Annotated in this window: 17 protein-coding genes; 8 read left to right on the top strand and 9 right to left on the bottom strand. The window is 71.7% G+C overall.

The annotated features are described in order from the left end of the window. Nucleotides 1-152: 152 nt before the first annotated feature. On the bottom strand, nucleotides 153-2,486 hold the full coding sequence (locus ACFYXS_RS28785; RefSeq protein ID WP_389253316.1) for a transglycosylase domain-containing protein: 2,334 nt from the start codon (nucleotides 2,484-2,486) through the stop codon (nucleotides 153-155). 397 nt (nucleotides 2,487-2,883) lie between these two features. Between ACFYXS_RS28785 and ACFYXS_RS28790 the strand changes: the two genes are divergently transcribed. Further along, the gene (locus tag ACFYXS_RS28790; RefSeq protein ID WP_319665424.1) at nucleotides 2,884-3,231 is read left to right on the top strand and encodes a WhiB family transcriptional regulator; all 348 of its coding nucleotides are present in this window, start codon (nucleotides 2,884-2,886) and stop codon (nucleotides 3,229-3,231) included. Here ACFYXS_RS28790 and ACFYXS_RS28795 read toward each other — a convergent pair. Together ACFYXS_RS28795 and ACFYXS_RS28800 are read right to left on the bottom strand one after the other, a co-directional pair. After that, entirely contained in the window at nucleotides 3,213-4,571 is a 1,359-nt protein-coding gene (locus ACFYXS_RS28795; RefSeq protein ID WP_389253319.1) for an ArsA family ATPase, read from the bottom strand. The two genes, ACFYXS_RS28790 and ACFYXS_RS28795, sit on opposite strands and share 19 nt — an antisense overlap. 17 nt (nucleotides 4,572-4,588) lie before the next feature. Then, nucleotides 4,589-5,569 (bottom strand): ArsA-related P-loop ATPase, encoded by a 981-nt coding sequence (locus ACFYXS_RS28800; protein ID WP_389253321.1) that lies wholly within the window; start codon nucleotides 5,567-5,569, stop codon nucleotides 4,589-4,591. Between the two features lie 71 nt (nucleotides 5,570-5,640). Here ACFYXS_RS28800 and ACFYXS_RS28805 point away from each other — a divergent pair, with 71 nt between their 5' ends. From ACFYXS_RS28805 to ACFYXS_RS28820, 4 genes are all read left to right on the top strand, one after another. Then, entirely contained in the window at nucleotides 5,641-5,802 is a 162-nt protein-coding gene (locus tag ACFYXS_RS28805; protein ID WP_106965770.1) for a DUF4177 domain-containing protein, read from the top strand. After that, entirely contained in the window at nucleotides 5,799-6,269 is a 471-nt protein-coding gene (locus ACFYXS_RS28810; protein WP_389253323.1) for a RidA family protein, read from the top strand. The genes ACFYXS_RS28805 and ACFYXS_RS28810 overlap by 4 nt, the downstream gene beginning before the upstream one ends. A gap of 112 nt (nucleotides 6,270-6,381) precedes the next feature. Further along, nucleotides 6,382-7,257, top strand: a complete 876-nt coding sequence (locus tag ACFYXS_RS28815) for an NUDIX hydrolase (protein ID WP_389253325.1) — start codon at nucleotides 6,382-6,384, stop codon at nucleotides 7,255-7,257. Beyond that, a complete protein-coding gene (locus ACFYXS_RS28820) occupies nucleotides 7,254-8,078 on the top strand; it encodes an MBL fold metallo-hydrolase (protein WP_389253327.1) in 825 nt (274 codons plus the stop codon). The genes ACFYXS_RS28815 and ACFYXS_RS28820 overlap by 4 nt, the downstream gene beginning before the upstream one ends. An 80-nt stretch (nucleotides 8,079-8,158) precedes the next feature. On the opposite strand, the gene ACFYXS_RS28825 is transcribed toward ACFYXS_RS28820, so the two are convergent. After that, nucleotides 8,159-8,833 (bottom strand): Crp/Fnr family transcriptional regulator, encoded by a 675-nt coding sequence (locus ACFYXS_RS28825; RefSeq protein ID WP_319665417.1) that lies wholly within the window; start codon nucleotides 8,831-8,833, stop codon nucleotides 8,159-8,161. Nucleotides 8,834-9,087: 254 nt separating this feature from the next. Between ACFYXS_RS28825 and nth the strand changes: the two genes are divergently transcribed. Genes nth through ACFYXS_RS28840 form a run of 3 tightly spaced genes read left to right on the top strand, consistent with a single transcriptional unit; the run spans nucleotide 9,088 to nucleotide 11,844 of the window. Further along, nucleotides 9,088-9,909 carry an endonuclease III gene (gene nth / locus ACFYXS_RS28830; RefSeq protein WP_389253416.1) on the top strand — a complete coding sequence of 274 codons (822 nt, stop codon included), beginning with the start codon at nucleotides 9,088-9,090 and terminating at the stop codon, nucleotides 9,907-9,909. 26 nt (nucleotides 9,910-9,935) lie between these two features. Continuing rightward, nucleotides 9,936-10,619: an NUDIX hydrolase gene (locus ACFYXS_RS28835; RefSeq protein WP_389253418.1), complete on the top strand. Its 684-nt coding sequence runs from the start codon at nucleotides 9,936-9,938 to the stop codon at nucleotides 10,617-10,619. A gap of 22 nt (nucleotides 10,620-10,641) precedes the next feature. Further along, entirely contained in the window at nucleotides 10,642-11,844 is a 1,203-nt protein-coding gene (locus ACFYXS_RS28840; RefSeq protein WP_389253330.1) for a MarP family serine protease, read from the top strand. 45 nt (nucleotides 11,845-11,889) lie between these two features. Here ACFYXS_RS28840 and ACFYXS_RS28845 read toward each other — a convergent pair whose 3' ends face one another. The 5 genes from ACFYXS_RS28845 to acs form a co-directional block, all read right to left on the bottom strand. After that, nucleotides 11,890-12,072, bottom strand: coding sequence for a hypothetical protein (locus tag ACFYXS_RS28845; RefSeq protein WP_389253332.1), 183 nt, complete (start codon nucleotides 12,070-12,072; stop codon nucleotides 11,890-11,892). A 134-nt stretch (nucleotides 12,073-12,206) separates the two neighbouring features. Then, the gene (locus ACFYXS_RS28850; protein ID WP_389253334.1) at nucleotides 12,207-13,130 is read right to left on the bottom strand and encodes an alpha/beta fold hydrolase; all 924 of its coding nucleotides are present in this window, start codon (nucleotides 13,128-13,130) and stop codon (nucleotides 12,207-12,209) included. 12 nt (nucleotides 13,131-13,142) lie between these two features. After that, nucleotides 13,143-13,616, bottom strand: a complete 474-nt coding sequence (locus ACFYXS_RS28855) for a phage holin family protein (RefSeq protein ID WP_389253336.1) — start codon at nucleotides 13,614-13,616, stop codon at nucleotides 13,143-13,145. Between the two features lie 60 nt (nucleotides 13,617-13,676). Then, entirely contained in the window at nucleotides 13,677-15,086 is a 1,410-nt protein-coding gene (gene nhaA, locus ACFYXS_RS28860) for a Na+/H+ antiporter NhaA (RefSeq protein ID WP_389253338.1), read from the bottom strand. A gap of 226 nt (nucleotides 15,087-15,312) precedes the next feature. After that, nucleotides 15,313-17,274: an acetate--CoA ligase gene (gene acs, locus ACFYXS_RS28865; RefSeq protein ID WP_389253340.1), complete on the bottom strand. Its 1,962-nt coding sequence runs from the start codon at nucleotides 17,272-17,274 to the stop codon at nucleotides 15,313-15,315. Between the last annotated feature and the right edge of the window lie 105 nt (nucleotides 17,275-17,379).

Genomic DNA, 17,379 nt, shown 5'->3' on the forward strand with positions numbered 1-17,379 from the left:
GGCTGGCGGCCGGGGGCCTTCGGGCGCGGGCCGGCCCCGGTCCCCCCCGCGGCCCCCCGCCCCCCGCCCCCCCCCGGCCCGGGCCCCCCCCCCCCCCCCCGGGCCGGGGGCGCCCCTTCTTCGTGTGCGTGACGTGTGTACCCGGGTGGGTGTCAGCCGGTCGCGCCGTTGCCGGGGGTGACGGCCCCGCCGTCCGTGGTGCCGACGTCGCTGCCGCCGCCCGGGCCCCCGTCGGCCGGGCCGGTGCCGCCGTTGCCGCCGCCGCCGCCGTTGGCGCCGCCGATGAGACCGCCGAAGAAGCCTCCGTCGCCCCCGTCGCCGCCGTTGGCGCCCTGGCCGCCGTTGTCGTTGCCGCCGTTGTCGGCGCCCCGGTGGTCGCCGTGGCCGTCGTCACCGTGGTCCTCGGGCTTCACCGGCTCGCGGATCGCGACCGTCGGCAGGCTGTCGGAGGTCGTCCCGGACAGGGCGCCGCTCATGGCGTCCTTCCAGATCGGGCCCGGGGTGTCGGCGCCGAAGACCTTCTCGTGCCAGACGCCGCCGATGGTGATGTTGGTCATCTGGCGCTTGTGGGTGGGGTCACCGACCCAGACCGCGCCGGCCAGGTCCGAGGTGTAGCCGACGAACCAGGCCGCGTAGCGGAAGTCGGTCGTACCGGTCTTGCCCGCGCTGTCCCGGTCGGTCAGGCCCGCCTGCTGGCCGGTGCCGTCCTCGACCACGCCCTTGAGGAGGGTGTTGAGGGTGGCGGCGGTCTGCTCGGACATGGCCCGCTTGCACTCGCTCTTCGGCACGGCCAGCTTCTTGCCGGTCGCGTCGGTGATCGACTCGATGGCGACCGGGGAGCAGTAGACGCCCTTGTTGGCGAAGGTCGCGTAGGCGTTCGCCATGGTCAGCGGCGAGACCTCCTGGGTGCCCAGGGTGATGGAGGGCACCTGGTCGAGCGCCTTGCCGTTGGCACGCTCTATCCCCATGGCCTTGGCCATGTCGGTGACCGGGCACACACCGATGTCGCTGATCAGCTGCACGTAGTACGTGTTGACCGACTTGGCGGTGGCTTCCTTCATCGAGTACGGGCCCTTCTCGGACTCGTTCTCGTTCTCCACCGTGGCGGGGTCGGACTTCGAGTTGAGCCAGTTCCCGCGGCAGGTCGCGACCGGGCTCGGGTAGTCCATCTTGTACGGCGCCGGGTACACGGTGGCCGGGTCGGTGCCGCCCTCGATCGCCGCGGCCGCGGTGATCGCCTTGAACGTGGAGCCGGGCTGGTAGCCGGCGCCGCCGCCCATGGCCTGGTTGACCGAGAGGTTGATCTGCGTCTGGTTCTTCTTGAAGCCGTACGGGCGCGACTGCCCCATCGCCATGATCTTGCCGGTACCGGGCTGGACCAGCGTCACCGCGGAGGCGACGTCGTCGCTCTGGTAGACGTGATCGCTTATCGAGGCCTGGACGGCCTGCTGGGCCTTCGGGTCCAGGGTCGTGCGGACGATGAGGCCGCCCTGGTTCCAGCGCTGGGCGCGGTCGGACTTGGTCTTGCCGAAGGCCGGGTCGGTGAGGAAGACCTCGCGCACGTAGTCGCAGAAGAAGCCGGCGCCGCTGACGGCGGTGATGCAGCCGTTCTTGGGCTGGCTGACCTTGAGGCCGAGCGGCTTCTTCTTCGCGGCATCGGCCTCCGCCTGCGTGACGTTCTTCAGGTCGGCCATGCGCTGCAGCACGACGTTGCGGCGCTTGGTGGCTTCCTGGGGGTCGTTGACGGGGTCGTACCGGCTGGGCGACTGGACGATGCCGGCCAGCAGGGCGGACTCGTTCAGGGTCAGGTCCTTGGCGGACTTGCTGAAGTAGCGCCTGGCGGCGGACTCGACGCCGTACGCCTGCTCGCCGAAGAAGGTGATGTTGAGGTAGTTCTCGAGGATCTTCTTCTTCCCCAGCTCCTCCTCGAGCTGGATGGCGTACTTCATTTCCTTGATCTTGCGACCCACGGTCTGCTGGGTGGCCTGGGCGACCTTGGTCGGGTCGTCACCGGCCTCCTCGATGAAGACGTTCTTGACGAACTGCTGGGTCAGCGTGGAGGCACCCTCGGAGACGCCGCCGTCCTGGGCGTTCTTGTTGAGGGCGCGCAGGATGCCCTTGACGTCGATCGCTCCGTGCTCGTAGAAGCGGGAGTCCTCGATGGCGACGATGGCCTGCTGCATGGTCTTGCTCATCTCGGTGATGGGCACGACCTTGCGGTCCCGGGAGTACACGGTCGCGATCAGACCGCCCTTGGAGTCCAGGATCTGGGTGCTCTGCGAGAGCGGCGGACGCTTCAGCTCACCGGGCAGGGAGTCGAAGCCGGCCGCGGTGCCCTTGGCGCTCAGCCCGAGCGCTCCCGCCGCGGGCAGCGCGATGCCGGCCAGCACGACGCCGGACAGGACACTGATACCCAGGAACTTGGCGGCCTGCTGGGCGGTGCTGATGCCCCCGCCGCGCGTGCCGCCCGATCGCTTGTGACCCATGAGGTGCAGCTTACGTTGCGATTCCTAAGACGTGGGCATGCTTGTTCGCCTAGTCTGTAACAGACAGGCGCCAAAGATGCGCACGCGTCTGTCTTCCAGCCTCACTCTTGTGGGTGATGAGAACTGCCCGAAATCCTGTCATATGCCAGCCATATGGCGTGGTTCTCGGGGCACCAGGCGGGCGATCTGACCGTTTGTGCACGGTTAGTCCGTTTTGGCGTCGGCTCACTCCCCAGGGTGATCTACCGCTGACCCATAGTCCGTTCGGGCCATTCAAGATTGGGCCTGAAAGGGCTGTTGCGTCGTGCCCACCTTCCGTAACGTCCTCAACTGGCAACGGTGAATATGCCGCTTGCCGCCGTGGGGGAGCCTCGATTCGGGAGAGGACGGCGCCAGCATGAGCAGCTGGGTTACGGACTGGAGTACGCAGGCCGCGTGCCGCACGACGGATCCGGACGAGCTTTTCGTCCAGGGAGCGGCCCAGAACAGGGCCAAGGCGGTGTGCACGGGGTGCCCGGTACGCACGGAGTGCCTGGCCGATGCCTTGGACAACCGGGTGGAGTTCGGTGTCTGGGGCGGGATGACCGAGCGCGAGCGCAGGGCACTGCTGCGCCGGCGCCCCACGGTCACCTCGTGGCGCAGGCTGCTGGAGACCGCGCGCACGGAGTACGAGCAGAGCACCGGCGTGCACCTGGGCGACGACGACTACGACGGTGAGTACGACGACTACGCGGCCGTCGGCTGACCCTGCGCGAGGCGTTCGCCGATCTCGCGCAGGCCCTCCAGGTCGTGCACGTCGCCCGGCAGGGCGGCCACGTCGACCATGGGCACTTCGGGGTGCACGGAGACGAAGCGGTCGCGGGTGCGTCGTTCACGCGCGACCAGCTGCATCCGCTCGGCGTGCAGGCGCAGCAGTCCGGCGGCGAGACGGTCGGCGCTCCACGGATCCGCGTCCGGATCGGTGGGGTCGGAGGTGCTGTGGTCCGTGCTGAGGGTCCCTTCGGTGCCGTCGGCCGTACGGAGTCCAGCCTTCCCGCCGGGCTGATCCACAATGCCGCCGTTTTGAAGATTTTCTGCGGATTCGTCAAACTCCCTGGTCAGCCGGGGAGTTGACGAATCCTCCGAGTCGGAGGGATCCGGCTCGTCGGTGCCGGCTGCGTCGGCTGTCTCTTCGGCGAGTGCCTCCGCCGCGGCCAGCGCCCGCTCGGCCGTGAGCTGCGCCGCACCGCTGCCGTGCACCCGGTTCAGCACCAGGCCGGCCAGCGGCATGTCCTCCGCGGCCAGCCGCTCCACGAAGTACGACGCCTCGCGCAGCGCGTCCCGCTCCGGCGCCGCGACCACCAGGAACGCGGTGCCGCCGGCCTGGAGCAGCTTGTACGTGGCGTCCGCCCGGGAGCGGAAGCCGCCGAACATCGAGTCCATGGCCGCCACGAACGTCTGGACGTCCTTGAGCAGATGGGCGCCCATGACCTTGCTGAGCACGCCGGTCATCATCGACATCCCGACGTTCAGGAACTTCACCCCGGCCCGGCCGCCGACCTTCGCCGGGGCCATGAGCAGCCGGATGAAGCGGCCGTCCAGGAAGGACCCCAGCCGCTTGGGGGCGTCCAGGAAGTCCAGCGCCGAGCGGCTCGGTGGCGTGTCGACCACGATCAGGTCCCAGGCGTCCAGCGCCCGCAGCTGGCCCAGCTTCTCCATCGCCATGTACTCCTGCGTGCCGGCGAAGCCCGCGGAGAGCGACTGGTAGAAGGGGTTGTCGATGATCGCGCGGGCCCGTTCCGGGTCGCTGTGCTGCACCACGACCTCGTCGAAGGTCCGCTTCATGTCGAGCATCATCGCGTGCAGTTCACCGCCCGCGGACTCGTCGATGCCGGCGACCTTGCGGGGGGTGTTGTCGAGCTCCGTGAGCCCCATGGACTGCGCCAGCCGCCGTGCCGGGTCGATGGTCAGCACGACCGCCTTGCGGCCCCGCTCGGCGGCGCGCACGCCCAGAGCGGCGGCGGTGGTGGTCTTGCCGACCCCGCCGGAGCCGCAGCACACCACGATCCGGGTCCCCGCGTCGTCCAGCAGTGCGTCGATGTCCAATACCGGACTGTCCAGACTCACGCGACCCCCAGCCCCTGTTTCCGCAGATTTTCAGCCAATCGGTACAACCCGCCGAGATCGACACCTTCGGCCAGCTGCCCCAGTTCGTACGAGGGCAGGCCGAGCCCGGCGAGCTCCTCGCGCTGGGCGCGCTCCAGCGCGACCCGTTCGGCGTGCTCGTGCGCCTGCGCCAGCAGCGGGTCGATCAGCCGCTCCGCCAGCCCGCCGCGGCGGGCGCCCCCGAGGCCGGCCTGGGAGAGCGACTTGGCGAGGGCGGTGCGCCGTCCGGTGCTCGCGGCGGCCACGGCATCCGCGTCCATCACCACGGGGCGGACCATGTTGATGATCACGGCACCGGTGGGCAGACCGGCCGCGTGCAGCTCCGCCACACCGTCCACGGTCTCCTGCACCGGCATCTCCTCCAGGAGGGTGACCAGGTGCACCGCGGTGTCGGGGGACTTCATCACCCGCATCACGGCCTGCGCCTGATTGTGTATCGGACCGAACCGGGCCAGCCCCGCGACCTCGTCGTTGACGTTCAGGAAGCGGGTGATCCGGCCGGTCGGCGGCGCGTCGAGGACGACCGCGTCGTACGTCCGCCAGCCCGCGCGGTCCTTGCGGCGGACGGCCTCGCACACCTTGCCGGTGAGCAGCACGTCCCGTACGCCCGGGGCGACGGTGGTCGCGAAGTCGATGGCGCCGAGCTTCTTCAGGGCCCGGCCGGCGCGGCCGAGCTTGTAGAACATGTCGAGGTAGTCCAGGAGCGCCTGTTCGGCGTCGATGGCCAGCGCGTGCACCTCGCCGCCGCCCGGGGCGACGGCGATCTTCCGCTCCTCGTACGGCAGTGCCTCGGTCTCGAAGAGCTGGGCGATGCCCTGGCGTCCCTCCACCTCCACCAGCAGGGTGCGCCGTCCCTCGGCGGCCAGGGACAGCGCCAGCGCGGCGGCGACGGTCGTCTTACCCGTCCCGCCCTTGCCCGTCACGATGTGGAGCCTCACGCCTTCGAGCCTAACCAGTGGAGGGCGGGGCTACTCGGGGGCTGGGCTGTGCGAGGCATTACAGTCCCCTCATGACCAAGTGGGAATACGCGACCGTGCCGCTGCTGGTGCACGCGACGAAGCAGATTCTGGACACCTGGGGCGAGGACGGCTGGGAGCTCGTCCAGGTCGTTCCCGGACCCAACAACCCCGAGCAGTTGGTGGCGTACCTCAAGCGGGAGAAGGGCGCGTGAGCGCCGTCGAGCAGCGGCTCGTCGACCTCGGGCTGACGCTGCCCGAGGTGGCGGCTCCCCTGGCGGCGTACGTGCCCGCGGTGCTGTCCGGGGCGTACGTCTTCACGGCGGGCCAGCTCCCGCTGGTCGACGGCAAGCTGACGACCTGCGGCAAGGTCGGCGCCGAGGTCACCCCCGAGCAGGCCAGGGAACTCGCGCGCACCTGCGCGCTCAACGCCCTGGCGGCGGTCAAGTCCGTGGCCGGCGACCTCGACCGGGTGAAGCGGGTCGTCAAGGTCGTCGGTTTTGTGGCCTCCGCCCCCGACTTCACCGGGCAGCCCGGGGTCGTCAACGGCGCGAGCGAGCTGCTGGGCCAGGTGCTCGGTGACGCCGGCGTGCACGCGCGCAGCGCGGTCGGCGTGGCGGTGCTCCCGCTGGACGCCCCCGTCGAGGTCGAGATCCAGGTCGAGCTGGAGCCCGCGGGCTGACGGCCCGCGGTCACCTGCCGGCGGTCCAGGGGGCAGCGGTCCCCTGGACCCGGGGCGCCCCGACGGGGGCGCCCTATCGAACATCCCCGCGCGAGCGCATAGCATCCGCCCCATGACCACCACGAACGGCCAGTGGTTCCCGCCCAGCTGGCCCGAGCGGATCAGGGCGCTCACGGAGGGCAGGCTGGAGCCCGTCGAGCCCCGCCGGGCGGCCACCGTGCTGCTGCTGCGCGACACCGGCCGCGGTCCCGCGGTCCACATGCTGCGCAGGCGCGCCTCCATGGCGTTCGCCGCCGGCGCGTACGCGTACCCCGGGGGCGGTGTGGACCCGCGCGACGAACGCCCGGTCGCATGGGCGGGACCGGCGCCGGAAGCGTGGGCGCGGCGCCTGGGCGAGGGGCTGGGGCCGGCCGAGGCGCAGGCGATCGTGTGCGCCGCGGTGCGCGAGACGTTCGAGGAGTCCGGCGTGCTGCTGGCCGGCCCGGACGAGGGCTCGGTCGTCGACGACACCACCGGCGAGGAGTGGGAGGCGGACCGCCGCGCGCTGGTCTCCCGCGAGCTGTGCTTCGCGGACTTCCTGGCCGGCCGCTCGCTGGTGCTCCGCTCCGATCTGCTGGGCCCGTGGGCGCGCTGGATCACCCCGGAGTTCGAGGAGCGCCGCTACGACACCTGGTTCTTCCTCACGGCGCTGCCGCCCGGTCAGCGGACCCGCGACGTGTCGGGGGAGGCCGATCGCACGGAGTGGCTGCGCCCCGAGGAGGCCGTCGCCGGCTACGACCGCGGCGAGATGGTCATGCTGCCGCCGACGATCGCGACCCTGCGCGGGCTGCTGCCGTACGACTCCGCCGAGGCGGCCCTGGCGGCCGCGGGGGAGGGCCGCCGGGACCTGGCCCCGGTCCTGGCGAGGGCCGAACTCGTGGGCGAGGAGATCGTGCTGAGCTGGCCCGGCCACGAGGAGTTCACCAAGCGCATGGGAGCGGGCGAATGACCTCGGCCCTGCCTCCGGGCAATCCCCGCGGCGCGGTCGGCGGCCGGGCCACCGAGCGCGCGGTGTGCGTGCTGGCCCCGAATCCCTCGCCGATGACCCTGGACGGGACCAACACCTGGATCGTCGGCGAGCCGGACTCCGACCTCGCCGTCGTCATCGACCCGGGCCCGCTGGACGAGGGGCACCTGAACGCGGTCGTCTCCACGGCCCACTCCCTCGGCAAGCGGATCGGCCTGACCCTGCTCACCCACGGCCACCCGGACCACGCCGAGGGCGCGGCCCGGTTCGCCGAGCTGACCGGTACCGCCGTGCGCGCCCTGGACCCGGCGCTGCGCCTGGGGGACGAGGGCCTGGGCGCGGGGGACGTCATCACCACCGGCGGCCTGGAACTGCGCGTCGTGCCCACCCCCGGGCACACCGCGGACTCGCTGTCCTTCCACCTCCCGGCCGACGGGGCGGTGCTCACCGGCGACACCGTCCTCGGCCGCGGCACGACCGTCGTCGCCCACCCCGACGGCCGCCTCGGCGACTACCTCGACTCACTGCGCCGCCTTCAGGCCCTCGCCATGGACGGCGGGGTCACCACCGTCCTGCCCGGGCACGGGCCCGTGCTGGCCGACGCGCGCGGCGCGGTCGAGTTCTACCTCGCCCACCGCGCCCACCGCCTGGCCCAGGTGGAGACGGCCGTCGAAGGGGGGCGCACCACCCCGTCCGAGGTCGTCGCGCACGTGTACGCGGACGTGGACCGGGCGCTGTGGCCCGCGGCCGAGCTGTCGGTGCGGGCGCAGATGGACTACCTGCTGGAGCACGGGCTGATCTGACGCGGTGCCGCGTCCCGCCCGGAACGCGTAAGGGGCGCCCACCAGGGTGGGCGCCCCTTACGGATGTACGGGTGTGCGGGTCAGCGGGAGCGCTTGGCCAGCCGCTCGACGTCCAGCAGGATGACCGCGCGGGCCTCCAGGCGCAGCCAGCCGCGGCCCGCGAAGTCGGCGAGTGCCTTGTTCACGGTCTCGCGGGAGGCGCCGACCAGCTGGGCCAGCTCCTCCTGCGTCAGGTCGTGGACGACGTGGATGCCCTCCTCGGACTGCACGCCGAAGCGGCGCGACAGGTCCAGCAGCGCCTTGGCCACGCGGCCCGGCACGTCGGAGAAGACCAGGTCCGACATCACGTCGTTGGTCCGCCGCAGGCGGCGCGCGACGGCGCGCAGCAGGGCGGTGGAGACCTCGGGGCGGGCGTTGAGCCAGGGCTGCAGGTCGCCGTGGCCGAGGCCCAGCAGCTTGACCTCGGTCAGCGCGGTCGCGGTGGCGGTGCGCGGGCCGGGGTCGAAGAGCGACAGCTCACCGATCAACTCGCCGGGGCCCACGACGGCGAGCATGTTCTCCCGGCCGTCGGGGGACGTGCGGTGCAGCTTCACCTTGCCCTCGGTGACGACATACAGCCGGTCCCCGGGTTCACCCTCATGGAACAGCGAGTCGCCGCGCGCGAGCGTGACCTCCGCCATCGAGGCGCGCAGTTCAGCGGCCTGCTCATCGTCGAGCGCCGCGAAAAGCGGTGCGCGCCGCAGAACGTCGTCCACGTGCTCTCTCCTTGTCGACATCGCTGGGTCGGTCCCCATCATGCCCGACAGTAAAACAGTGCGATCAATCACAAGTCTGTCTTATGTGCTCGCGGGAGAGCGCCCCGGGGGTCCTTTCGGGGGCCGGATCGCGGCAGTCCGGGGCGATTGTCGGTGCCGAGGCTTAGGCTGGCCGGGTGTCTGATACGCCGAGCGTGCGCAGGAAACAGCAGGGTGGAGGGGCCGGGAGGGTGACGCCGGCCGGCGATTCAGCTCTGAGCGAACAGGCGCCCGCGAAGCCCGCCGGCGGCCGCGCACGGGGTGCCCGGGGGCCCGAGTCGCGCCTGGCGATGGTGCGCCGCGCCCGCCGCATCAACCGCGAACTCGCCGAGCTGTATCCCTACGCGCACCCCGAGCTCGACTTCGAGAACCCGTTCCAGCTCCTGGTGGCCACGGTGCTCTCCGCGCAGACCACCGACCTGAGGGTCAACCAGACCACCCCCCGGCTCTTCGCGACGTACCCGACGCCGGAGGACCTGGCGGCGGCCGACCCGGAGGAGCTGGAGCAGCTGATCCGGCCCACCGGCTTCTTCCGTGCCAAGGCGCGCTCGCTGCTCGGCCTGTCCGCGGCCCTGCGGGACCGCTTCGGCGGCGAGGTCCCCGGCCGGCTGGAGGACCTGGTGACCCTGCCCGGTGTCGGCCGCAAGACGGCCAATGTCGTCCTGGGCAACGCGTTCGGCGTCCCCGGCCTCACCGTCGACACCCACTTCGGCCGGCTCGCCCGCCGCTTCGGCTGGACCGCCTCCGAGGACCCGGAGAAGGTCGAGCAGGACGTCATGGCGATCTTCCCGAAGAGCGAGTGGACGATGGTCTCCCACCGGCTGATCTTCCACGGCCGCCGGATGTGCCATGCCCGCCGCCCGGCCTGCGGGGCCTGCCCGATCGCCCCGCTGTGCCCGTCGTACGGGGAGGGCGAGACCGACCCGGAGAAGGCGAAGAAGCTGCTGAAGTACGAGATGGGCGGTGCCCCGGGCCAGCGGCTGAAGCCGCCCCCCGGTTTCCCGGGCAAGGCGGCGCCCCCGCTGGAGGTGGAGTGACCGGAGCACGGCACGACGTCAACGGGATGGACGAGGTCGAGGACATCAACGGCGTCGCGGTGCGGCGCGACGGTTTGCCCGAGTGGCTGGAGCCGGTGGCCAGAGCGGCCGACGCGGTGCGGCCGGAGCAGCTGAGCCGCTTCCTGCCGCCGCCCACCGGGGGCCGGGCCTCCGCCGTCCTCGTGCTCTTCGGCGAGGGGTCCGCGGGGGGACGCCCCGAACTGCTCCTGATGGAGCGCGCCGCCTCCCTGCGCTCGCACGCCGGGCAGCCGTCCTTCCCCGGCGGTGCGCTCGACCCCGCCGACGGCGACCCGGAGGGCGCGGGACCGCTGCGGGCCGCGCTGCGCGAGGCCTGGGAGGAGACCGGCCTCGACCCGTCCGGGGTGCAGCTGTTCGGCGTGCTGCCGCGCCTGTACATCCCGGTGAGCGGCTTCGTGGTGACGCCGGTGCTCGGCTGGTGGCACACCCCCAGCCCGGTGGGCGCGGTCGACCTGGCCGAGACCGCGCGGGTGTTCGCGGTGCCGGTCGACGAGCTGACCGACCCCGCCAACCGCGTCACGGTCAGGCACCCCAGCGGGTACCGCGGGCCGGCCTTCGAGGTCAGGGGCGCCCTGGTGTGGGGCTTCACGGCGGGCCTGATCGACCGGATTCTGCACTTCGCGGGCTGGGAGCGGCCTTGGGATCGGGCAAAGACGGTCCCGCTCGGTTGAGTGGCCATGAGACGGTGTGCGGGTGAATGTGCTGGACATCGTGCTGTTGCTGGCCGCCGTGTGGTTCGCGATCGTGGGCTACCGCCAGGGATTCATCGTCGGCGTGATGTCGGTGATCGGGTTCCTCGGCGGTGGACTGGTCGCGATCTACGTGCTGCCCGCGATCTGGAACGAGGTCACCGACAATTCGGCCCCGGGCACGGTCGCGGTGGTCGCCGCGGTGGTCCTGGTGATCGTGTGCGCCTCGGTGGGGCAGGCGTTCACCACGCACCTGGGCAACAAGGTCCGCACACACGTCAGCTGGTCCCCGGCGCGCGCCGTCGACGCCGTCGGCGGGGCCTTGGTCAACGTCCTGGCCATGCTGCTGGTCGCGTGGCTCATCGGCTCCGCCCTGGCCACGACCACCACGCTGCCGACCCTGGGCCGCGAGGTCCGCTCGTCCAAGGTGCTGCTGGGGGTCGCGCGGATCGTGCCGCAGGAGGCCAACACCTGGTTCGCCGACTTCAGTTCCGCCCTCGCGCAGAACGGACTCCCCCAGGTCTTCTCGCCGTTCGGCACCGAACCGATCACCGACGTTCCCGCGCCCGACCCCGCGCTCGCCGGGAGCCGGGTCGTCGGCGAGGCCCGGCGCAGCATCGTGAAGGTCGTGGGCACGGCGCCCAGCTGCGGCAAGGTGCTGGAGGGCACCGGCTTCGTCTTCGCGCCGCACCGGGTGATGACCAACGCCCACGTCGTCGGCGGCGTCGACAACCCCACTGTGCAGATCGGCGGCGAGGGCCGGGTGTACGACGGCAAGGTCGTGCTCTACGACTGGCAGCGCGACATCGCCGTCATCGACGTCCCCGGGCTGGCGGCGCCCCCGCTCACCTTCACCGGCGGCGACGCCAAGTCCCGCGACGGCGCGATCGTGGCCGGCTTCCCGGAGAACGGCGGCTTCGACGTCCGCGCCGCCCGGGTGCGCGGCCGCATCTCGGCGACCGGCCCGGACATCTACCACCGCGGCACGGTCCACCGCGACGTCTACTCGCTCTTCACCCTCGTCCGGCAGGGCAACTCCGGTGGACCGCTGCTGACTCCCGACGGGCGGGTGTACGGCGTCGTGTTCGCCAAGTCGCTCGACGACGCGGACACCGGCTACGCCCTGACGGCCGACGAGGTCCGTCCCGACGTCCAGGCCGGACGTACGGCGAACCGGCAGGTCGACACGCAGGCGTGTGCCCTGTGAGAGCCCGTGCGGGCGGGGTGCGTCCGCCGGTGGCGGGGGAGTTCGTCAGCCGCTGCGGGTGTGCCGCAGGCGGGCGCCGACCCATCGGGCCCGTCGCCTGAGGATGTGCGGGATGCCGAGCCCCGAGTCGCCCGGCCGGTGGTCCGGGGCCGCGGTCCCGGTGATGATGCGCGCTCCGTTGGCGCGGCGATCGCGTGACACGTCACGGTAGTCGTGCGTCCAGCCCATACCGAGCTGTCTGCCCGGGGTCCAAGGTCCGTAATCGCCTGTGGGTCCATCAATTGGCCTATGCGTCCGGCATTTGGCTGATGGTCATATGGGATTAACGGTTGTGGATCACCGGTGCAGGATCAACGGTGGGTTCAACGGTCGGGCTCGGGGTCCTTGAGCCAGTTGATCAACTCGGCGGAGAACGCCGCCGGGTCCTCCTCGTGCGGGAAGTGCCCGAGGCCGTCGAACAGCCGCCAGCGGTAGGGCGCCTCGACGTACTCGCCGCTGCCGGCGGCGTGCCGGGCGCGCATCGCCGGGTCGAGCGAGCCGTGCAGGTGCAGCGTGGGCACCCGTACCGGGCGCTTCATCCGGCGGTTGAACTGGAAGCCGTCCACCCGGGCCAGCGAGCGCACCATCCAGCGGTAGGGCTCGATCGAGCAGTGCGCCGTGGACGGGATGCTCATCGCGCGCCGGTAGACCTCGACGGCCTCGTCGTCCGGCACCCGCGGCCCGGACCAGTCCCGCAGCAGCTGCCCCACGAGCGCGGCGTCGTCCGCGACCAGCCGGCGCTCGGGGATCCACGGCCGCTGGAAGCCCCACACGTACGCCCCGGCCGCGCTGTGCCGCAGGTCCGACAGCATCGCCGTGCGCCAGCGACGCGGATGGGGCATCGAGCTGACGGCCAGTCGGCGCACCAGCTTGGGCCGCATCGCCGCCGCCGTCCACGCCAGGTAGCCGCCGAGGTCGTGGCCGACCAGCGCGGCGTCCGGCTCGCCGAGCGAGCGGATCACTCCGGTCACGTCGAGCGCCAGGTTCGCCGGGTCGTAGCCGCGCGGGGTGCGGTCGCTTCCGCCCACTCCGCGCAGGTCCATCGCGACCGCGCGGAAACCCGCGTCGGCCAGGGCGGTCAACTGGTCCCGCCAGGTCCACCAGAACTGCGGGAAGCCGTGCAGGAGCAGCACCAGCGGTCCGTCGCCGGCCTCGGCGATGTGGAAGCGCGCTCCGTTCGCCGCGACATCCCGGTGGGTCCAGGGCCCGTCGATCCGTACCACCGAGGAACTGTCAGCGACCGTCATGCCTTGAGCGTGTCATACCTTGGCCACCGACGTGTCATCCGTTTGCGACGGCCGCGGGTGCGGTTTGACGCTCTGGAGCACGGCCGCGGTCTCCTTGGCGGAGGCGATGCTGCGCTCCGGCTTCTTGATCTTCTTGAACTTCCGCATCGCCAGCAGGCCCAGCAGACCGGCCAGCACCAGGAAGGCACCGCCGACGATCAGGAACGACCAGGCGAGCCCCAGCCCCAGGTTGTGGATGCCGTAGGCGGCCGCGAAGCTCAGCACGGGCAGCGCGAACAGGGCGAGGATGCCGGCCGCCCCGACGGCCCCGCCGCCGATGCCGGCGCGCTTGGCGTCCTGCCGGAGTTCGGCCTTGGCGAGGGCGATCTCCTCGTGGATCAGCTCCGAGAGATCGGCCGTGGCCGCGGCGAAGAGCTGGCCGAGACTGCGGCCGCCGTTCGCGGTCACCGTCACCGCCACGGGCTTGTCCACGTCCGCTGGGCTCATCGCGTCCTCCGTCGTTCGTCGCTTTGTCGTGAAGTCATCACGGGCAAGTGGGTTACACGGCTACCCCCTGATCATGCCCGACTCATCCTCGTCCGCGCCGCCGGAGCGCGCCACTTCCGCGAGCCTGCGGTGCTCTGCGGCCTTAGCCTCGTGGATCGCCGCCATGCGCAGATGGAACTCCGGGTTGCCCCATTCGTAGATGTCGGGGATGCCGTCCAGGTCGGTGTCGCGCTCCTCGTCCTCGCACATGTGGCGGTACTTGTTGTCGCGCAGCTTCAGCAGGACGGCGGCCGCCGCGGCCGCTGTGCACGAGCCCACCAGCACCGCCGCCTTGACCTCCGGCGTCAGCACCTCGTCGCCCGCGAAGGCCAGCTCGCCGATGAGCAGCGAGACCGTGAAGCCGATTCCGGCCAGCGAGGCCACCGCGAGCACGTCCGCCCACGCGAGGTCGGGATTGAGCTCGGCTCTCGTGAAACGGGCCGCCAGCCACGTGCCGCCGAAGACACCCACCGTCTTGCCAACGAGCAGGCCGAGCACCACACCCAGCGTCTCCGGACGGGTGAAGACCTGCCCGAGCGCTCCCCCGGTGACCGGCACCCCGGCCGAGAAGAGCGCGAACAGCGGCACCGCGAGCCCCGCCGACACCGGCCGCACCAGGTGCTCGATCCGCTCGCCCGGCGACTCCTTCTCGCCCTCGCGGTGGTGGCAGCGCAGCATCAGGCCCATCGCCACACCCGCGATGGTGGCGTGCACCCCACTGGCGTGCATCAGCCCCCAGTTGACCAGGGCCAGCGGCACGTAGACGTACCAGCCGCGGACCTCCTTGCGCAGCAGCAGCCAGAAGAGGACAAGGCCGGCGAAGGCCAGGCCCAGCGCCGCGAAATTGATGCCGCTGGTGAAGAAGACCGCGATGATCAGGATCGCGAGGAGGTCGTCCACGACGGCGAGCGTGAGCAGGAAGGCGCGCAGCGCCGAGGGCAGTGAGGTGCCGAGCACCGCCAGCACGGCGAGCGCAAAGGCGATGTCGGTCGCTGTCGGCACCGCCCAGCCCTGCAGCGAGCCCCCGCCCGCCGCATTGACCACGGCGTACACGGCCGCGGGCACCGCCATGCCGCAGACGGCGGCGATCACGGGCAGCGCCGCGGCGGAGGGGGTGCGCAGCTCGCCGACGACCAGTTCGCGCTTGAGCTCGATGCCGGCGACGAAGAAGAAGATCGTCAGCAGGCCGTCCGCGGCCCAGTGGGCCACCGACAGGTCCAGGTGCAGCGCGGCGGGGCCGAAGTGGTGGCCGACGGTGGCGGTGTACGAGGCGCTCACCGGGCTGTTCGCCCAGACCAGCGCCGCCACGGCGGCCAGGAGCAGCAGCATGCCGCCGACGGTCTCCGCGCGCAGCGCCCCGGCGACGTAGTTCCGCTCCAGGAGCGGTACGCGCCCCAGGAAGACGGAGCGGCGGCGGGGGGACGCGTTCACGGGTGGACCTCCGGTCGGGTGCGGCAACGGCTGTACGCCTTGCCGACCAGACTTCCCGGCACGCCCTGTTTTCTGTCGCGTCTCTAACGCCCTCCAGCGTAACGGGCCGGGCGGCCGGGCCGTTCGGGCCCTGTTCACATTACGGATATACCGGATGGACCGCAGGGCGCGGCCGGACAGACGAAAGGCCCCCGAAGGGGCCCGTCGTCCGCGCCGCGGGGTGTGCTCAGTCCTCGCCGGGGGCGGAGGGGAGCTTGGCCTGGATGAGGTCCATGACCGTGGAGTCGGTCAGCGTCGTCACGTCCCCGAGCTGCCGGTTCTCGGCGACGTCCCGCAGCAGACGGCGCATGATCTTGCCCGAGCGGGTCTTCGGCAGCTCCGCCACCGTGAGGATCCGCTTCGGCTTGGCGATCGGGCCGAGCGTCTTGCCCACGTGGTCGCGCAGCTGGGCGATCAGCTCGTCGCCGTCGTCGCCCACGGCGGCGCCGCGCAGGATCACGAACGCGACGATCGCCTGGCCGGTGGTGTCGTCGGCGGCGCCGACGACGGCGGCCTCGGCGACCTTCGGGTGCGAGACGAGCGCCGACTCGACCTCGGTGGTCGAGATGTTGTGGCCGGACACCAGCATCACGTCGTCGACCCGGCCGAGCAGCCAGATGTCGCCGTCGTCGTCCTTCTTGGCGCCGTCCCCGGCGAAGTAGCGGCCCTCGAACCGGGACCAGTAGGTGTCCAGGTAGCGCTGGTCGTCACCCCAGATGGTGCGCAGCATCGACGGCCACGGCTCGGTCAGGACGAGGTAGCCGCCGGAGCCGTCGGGCACCTCGCGAGCCTCGTCGTCCACGACGGTCGCGGCAATGCCGGGCAGGGCGCGCTGCGCGGAGCCGGGCTTGGTCTCCGTCACGCCGGGGAGCGGGGAGATCATCATGGCGCCGGTCTCGGTCTGCCACCAGGTGTCCACGATCGGGCAGCGGCCGCCGCCGATGTGCTCGCGGTACCAGATCCACGCCTCGGGGTTGATCGGCTCGCCGACGCTGCCCAGCACGCGCAGCGAGGACAGGTCGAACTTGGCGGGGATGTCGTCGCCCCACTTCATGAAGGTGCGGATCGCGGTGGGCGCCGTGTAGAGGATCGAGACCCCGTACTTCTGGACGATCTCCCAGAAGCGCCCCTGGTGCGGGGTGTCGGGGGTGCCCTCGTACAGCACCTGGGTGGCGCCGTTGGCCAGCGGCCCGTACACGATGTACGAGTGGCCGGTGACCCAGCCGACGTCGGCCGTGCACCAGTAGACGTCGGTCTCCGGCTTGAGGTCGAAGACCGCGTGGTGGGTGTAGGCGGCCTGGGTCAGGTAGCCGCCGGAGGTGTGCAGGATGCCCTTGGGCTTCCCGGTCGTGCCGGAGGTGTAGAGGATGAAGAGCGGGTGCTCGGCCTCGAAGGCCTCCGGGGTGTGCTCGGTGCTCTGCGCCTCCAGCGCCTCGTGCCACCACACGTCGCGGCCCTCGGTCCAGGCGACCTCCTGGCCGGTGCGGCGGACGACCAGCACCTTGCCCACGCTCTCGGTGCGGTCGACGGCGTCGTCCACGGCGGGCTTGAGCGCCGAGGGCTTGCCGCGGCGGTAGCCGCCGTCGGCGGTGATGACCAGCTTCGCGTCCGCGTCCTGGATGCGGGCGGCCAGGGCGTCGGCCGAGAAGCCGCCGAAGACCACCGAGTGCGCGGCGCCGATGCGGGCGCACGCCAGCATCGCCACGACGGTCTCGGGGATCATCGGCATGTAGACCGCGACCCGGTCGCCGGACCGGACGCCGAGCTCGGTGAGGGCGTTCGCCGCCCGGCTGACCTCGTCCTTCAGCTCGGCGTAGGTGATGGCCCGGGTGTCGCCGGGCTCGCCCTCGAAGTGGAGGGCCACGCGGTCGCCGTGGCCGGCCTCCACGTGCCGGTCGACGCAGTTGTACGCCACGTTCAGCGTGCCGTCGGCGAACCACTTGGCGAACGGCGGGTTCGACCAGTCCAGCGTCTCGGTCGGCTCCTTCGCCCAGGCCAGCCGGCGGGCCTGCGCCGCCCAGAAGCCGAGCCGGTCCTCGCCCGCCTGCCGGTAGGCCTCCGCGGTGACATTGGCGCCGGCCGCAAGGTCGGCAGGCGGAGCGAACCGGCGCTCCTCCTTCAAAAGGTTGGCCAGGCTCTCGTTGCTCACGCCGTGCTCCTTCGCAGGGGTCCTCGTGTGTCCCAGGCCATAGCTCACCAGCACAGGGGCGGGATGACAAGGGCTCGCGGCGAATATTGGTTTAGACCTGTCATC

Origin of the sequence: Streptomyces sp. NPDC002574 (genome assembly GCF_042889545.1) — a bacterium.
In the GTDB taxonomy this organism is placed as follows: Bacteria; Actinomycetota; Actinomycetes; order Streptomycetales; family Streptomycetaceae; genus Actinacidiphila.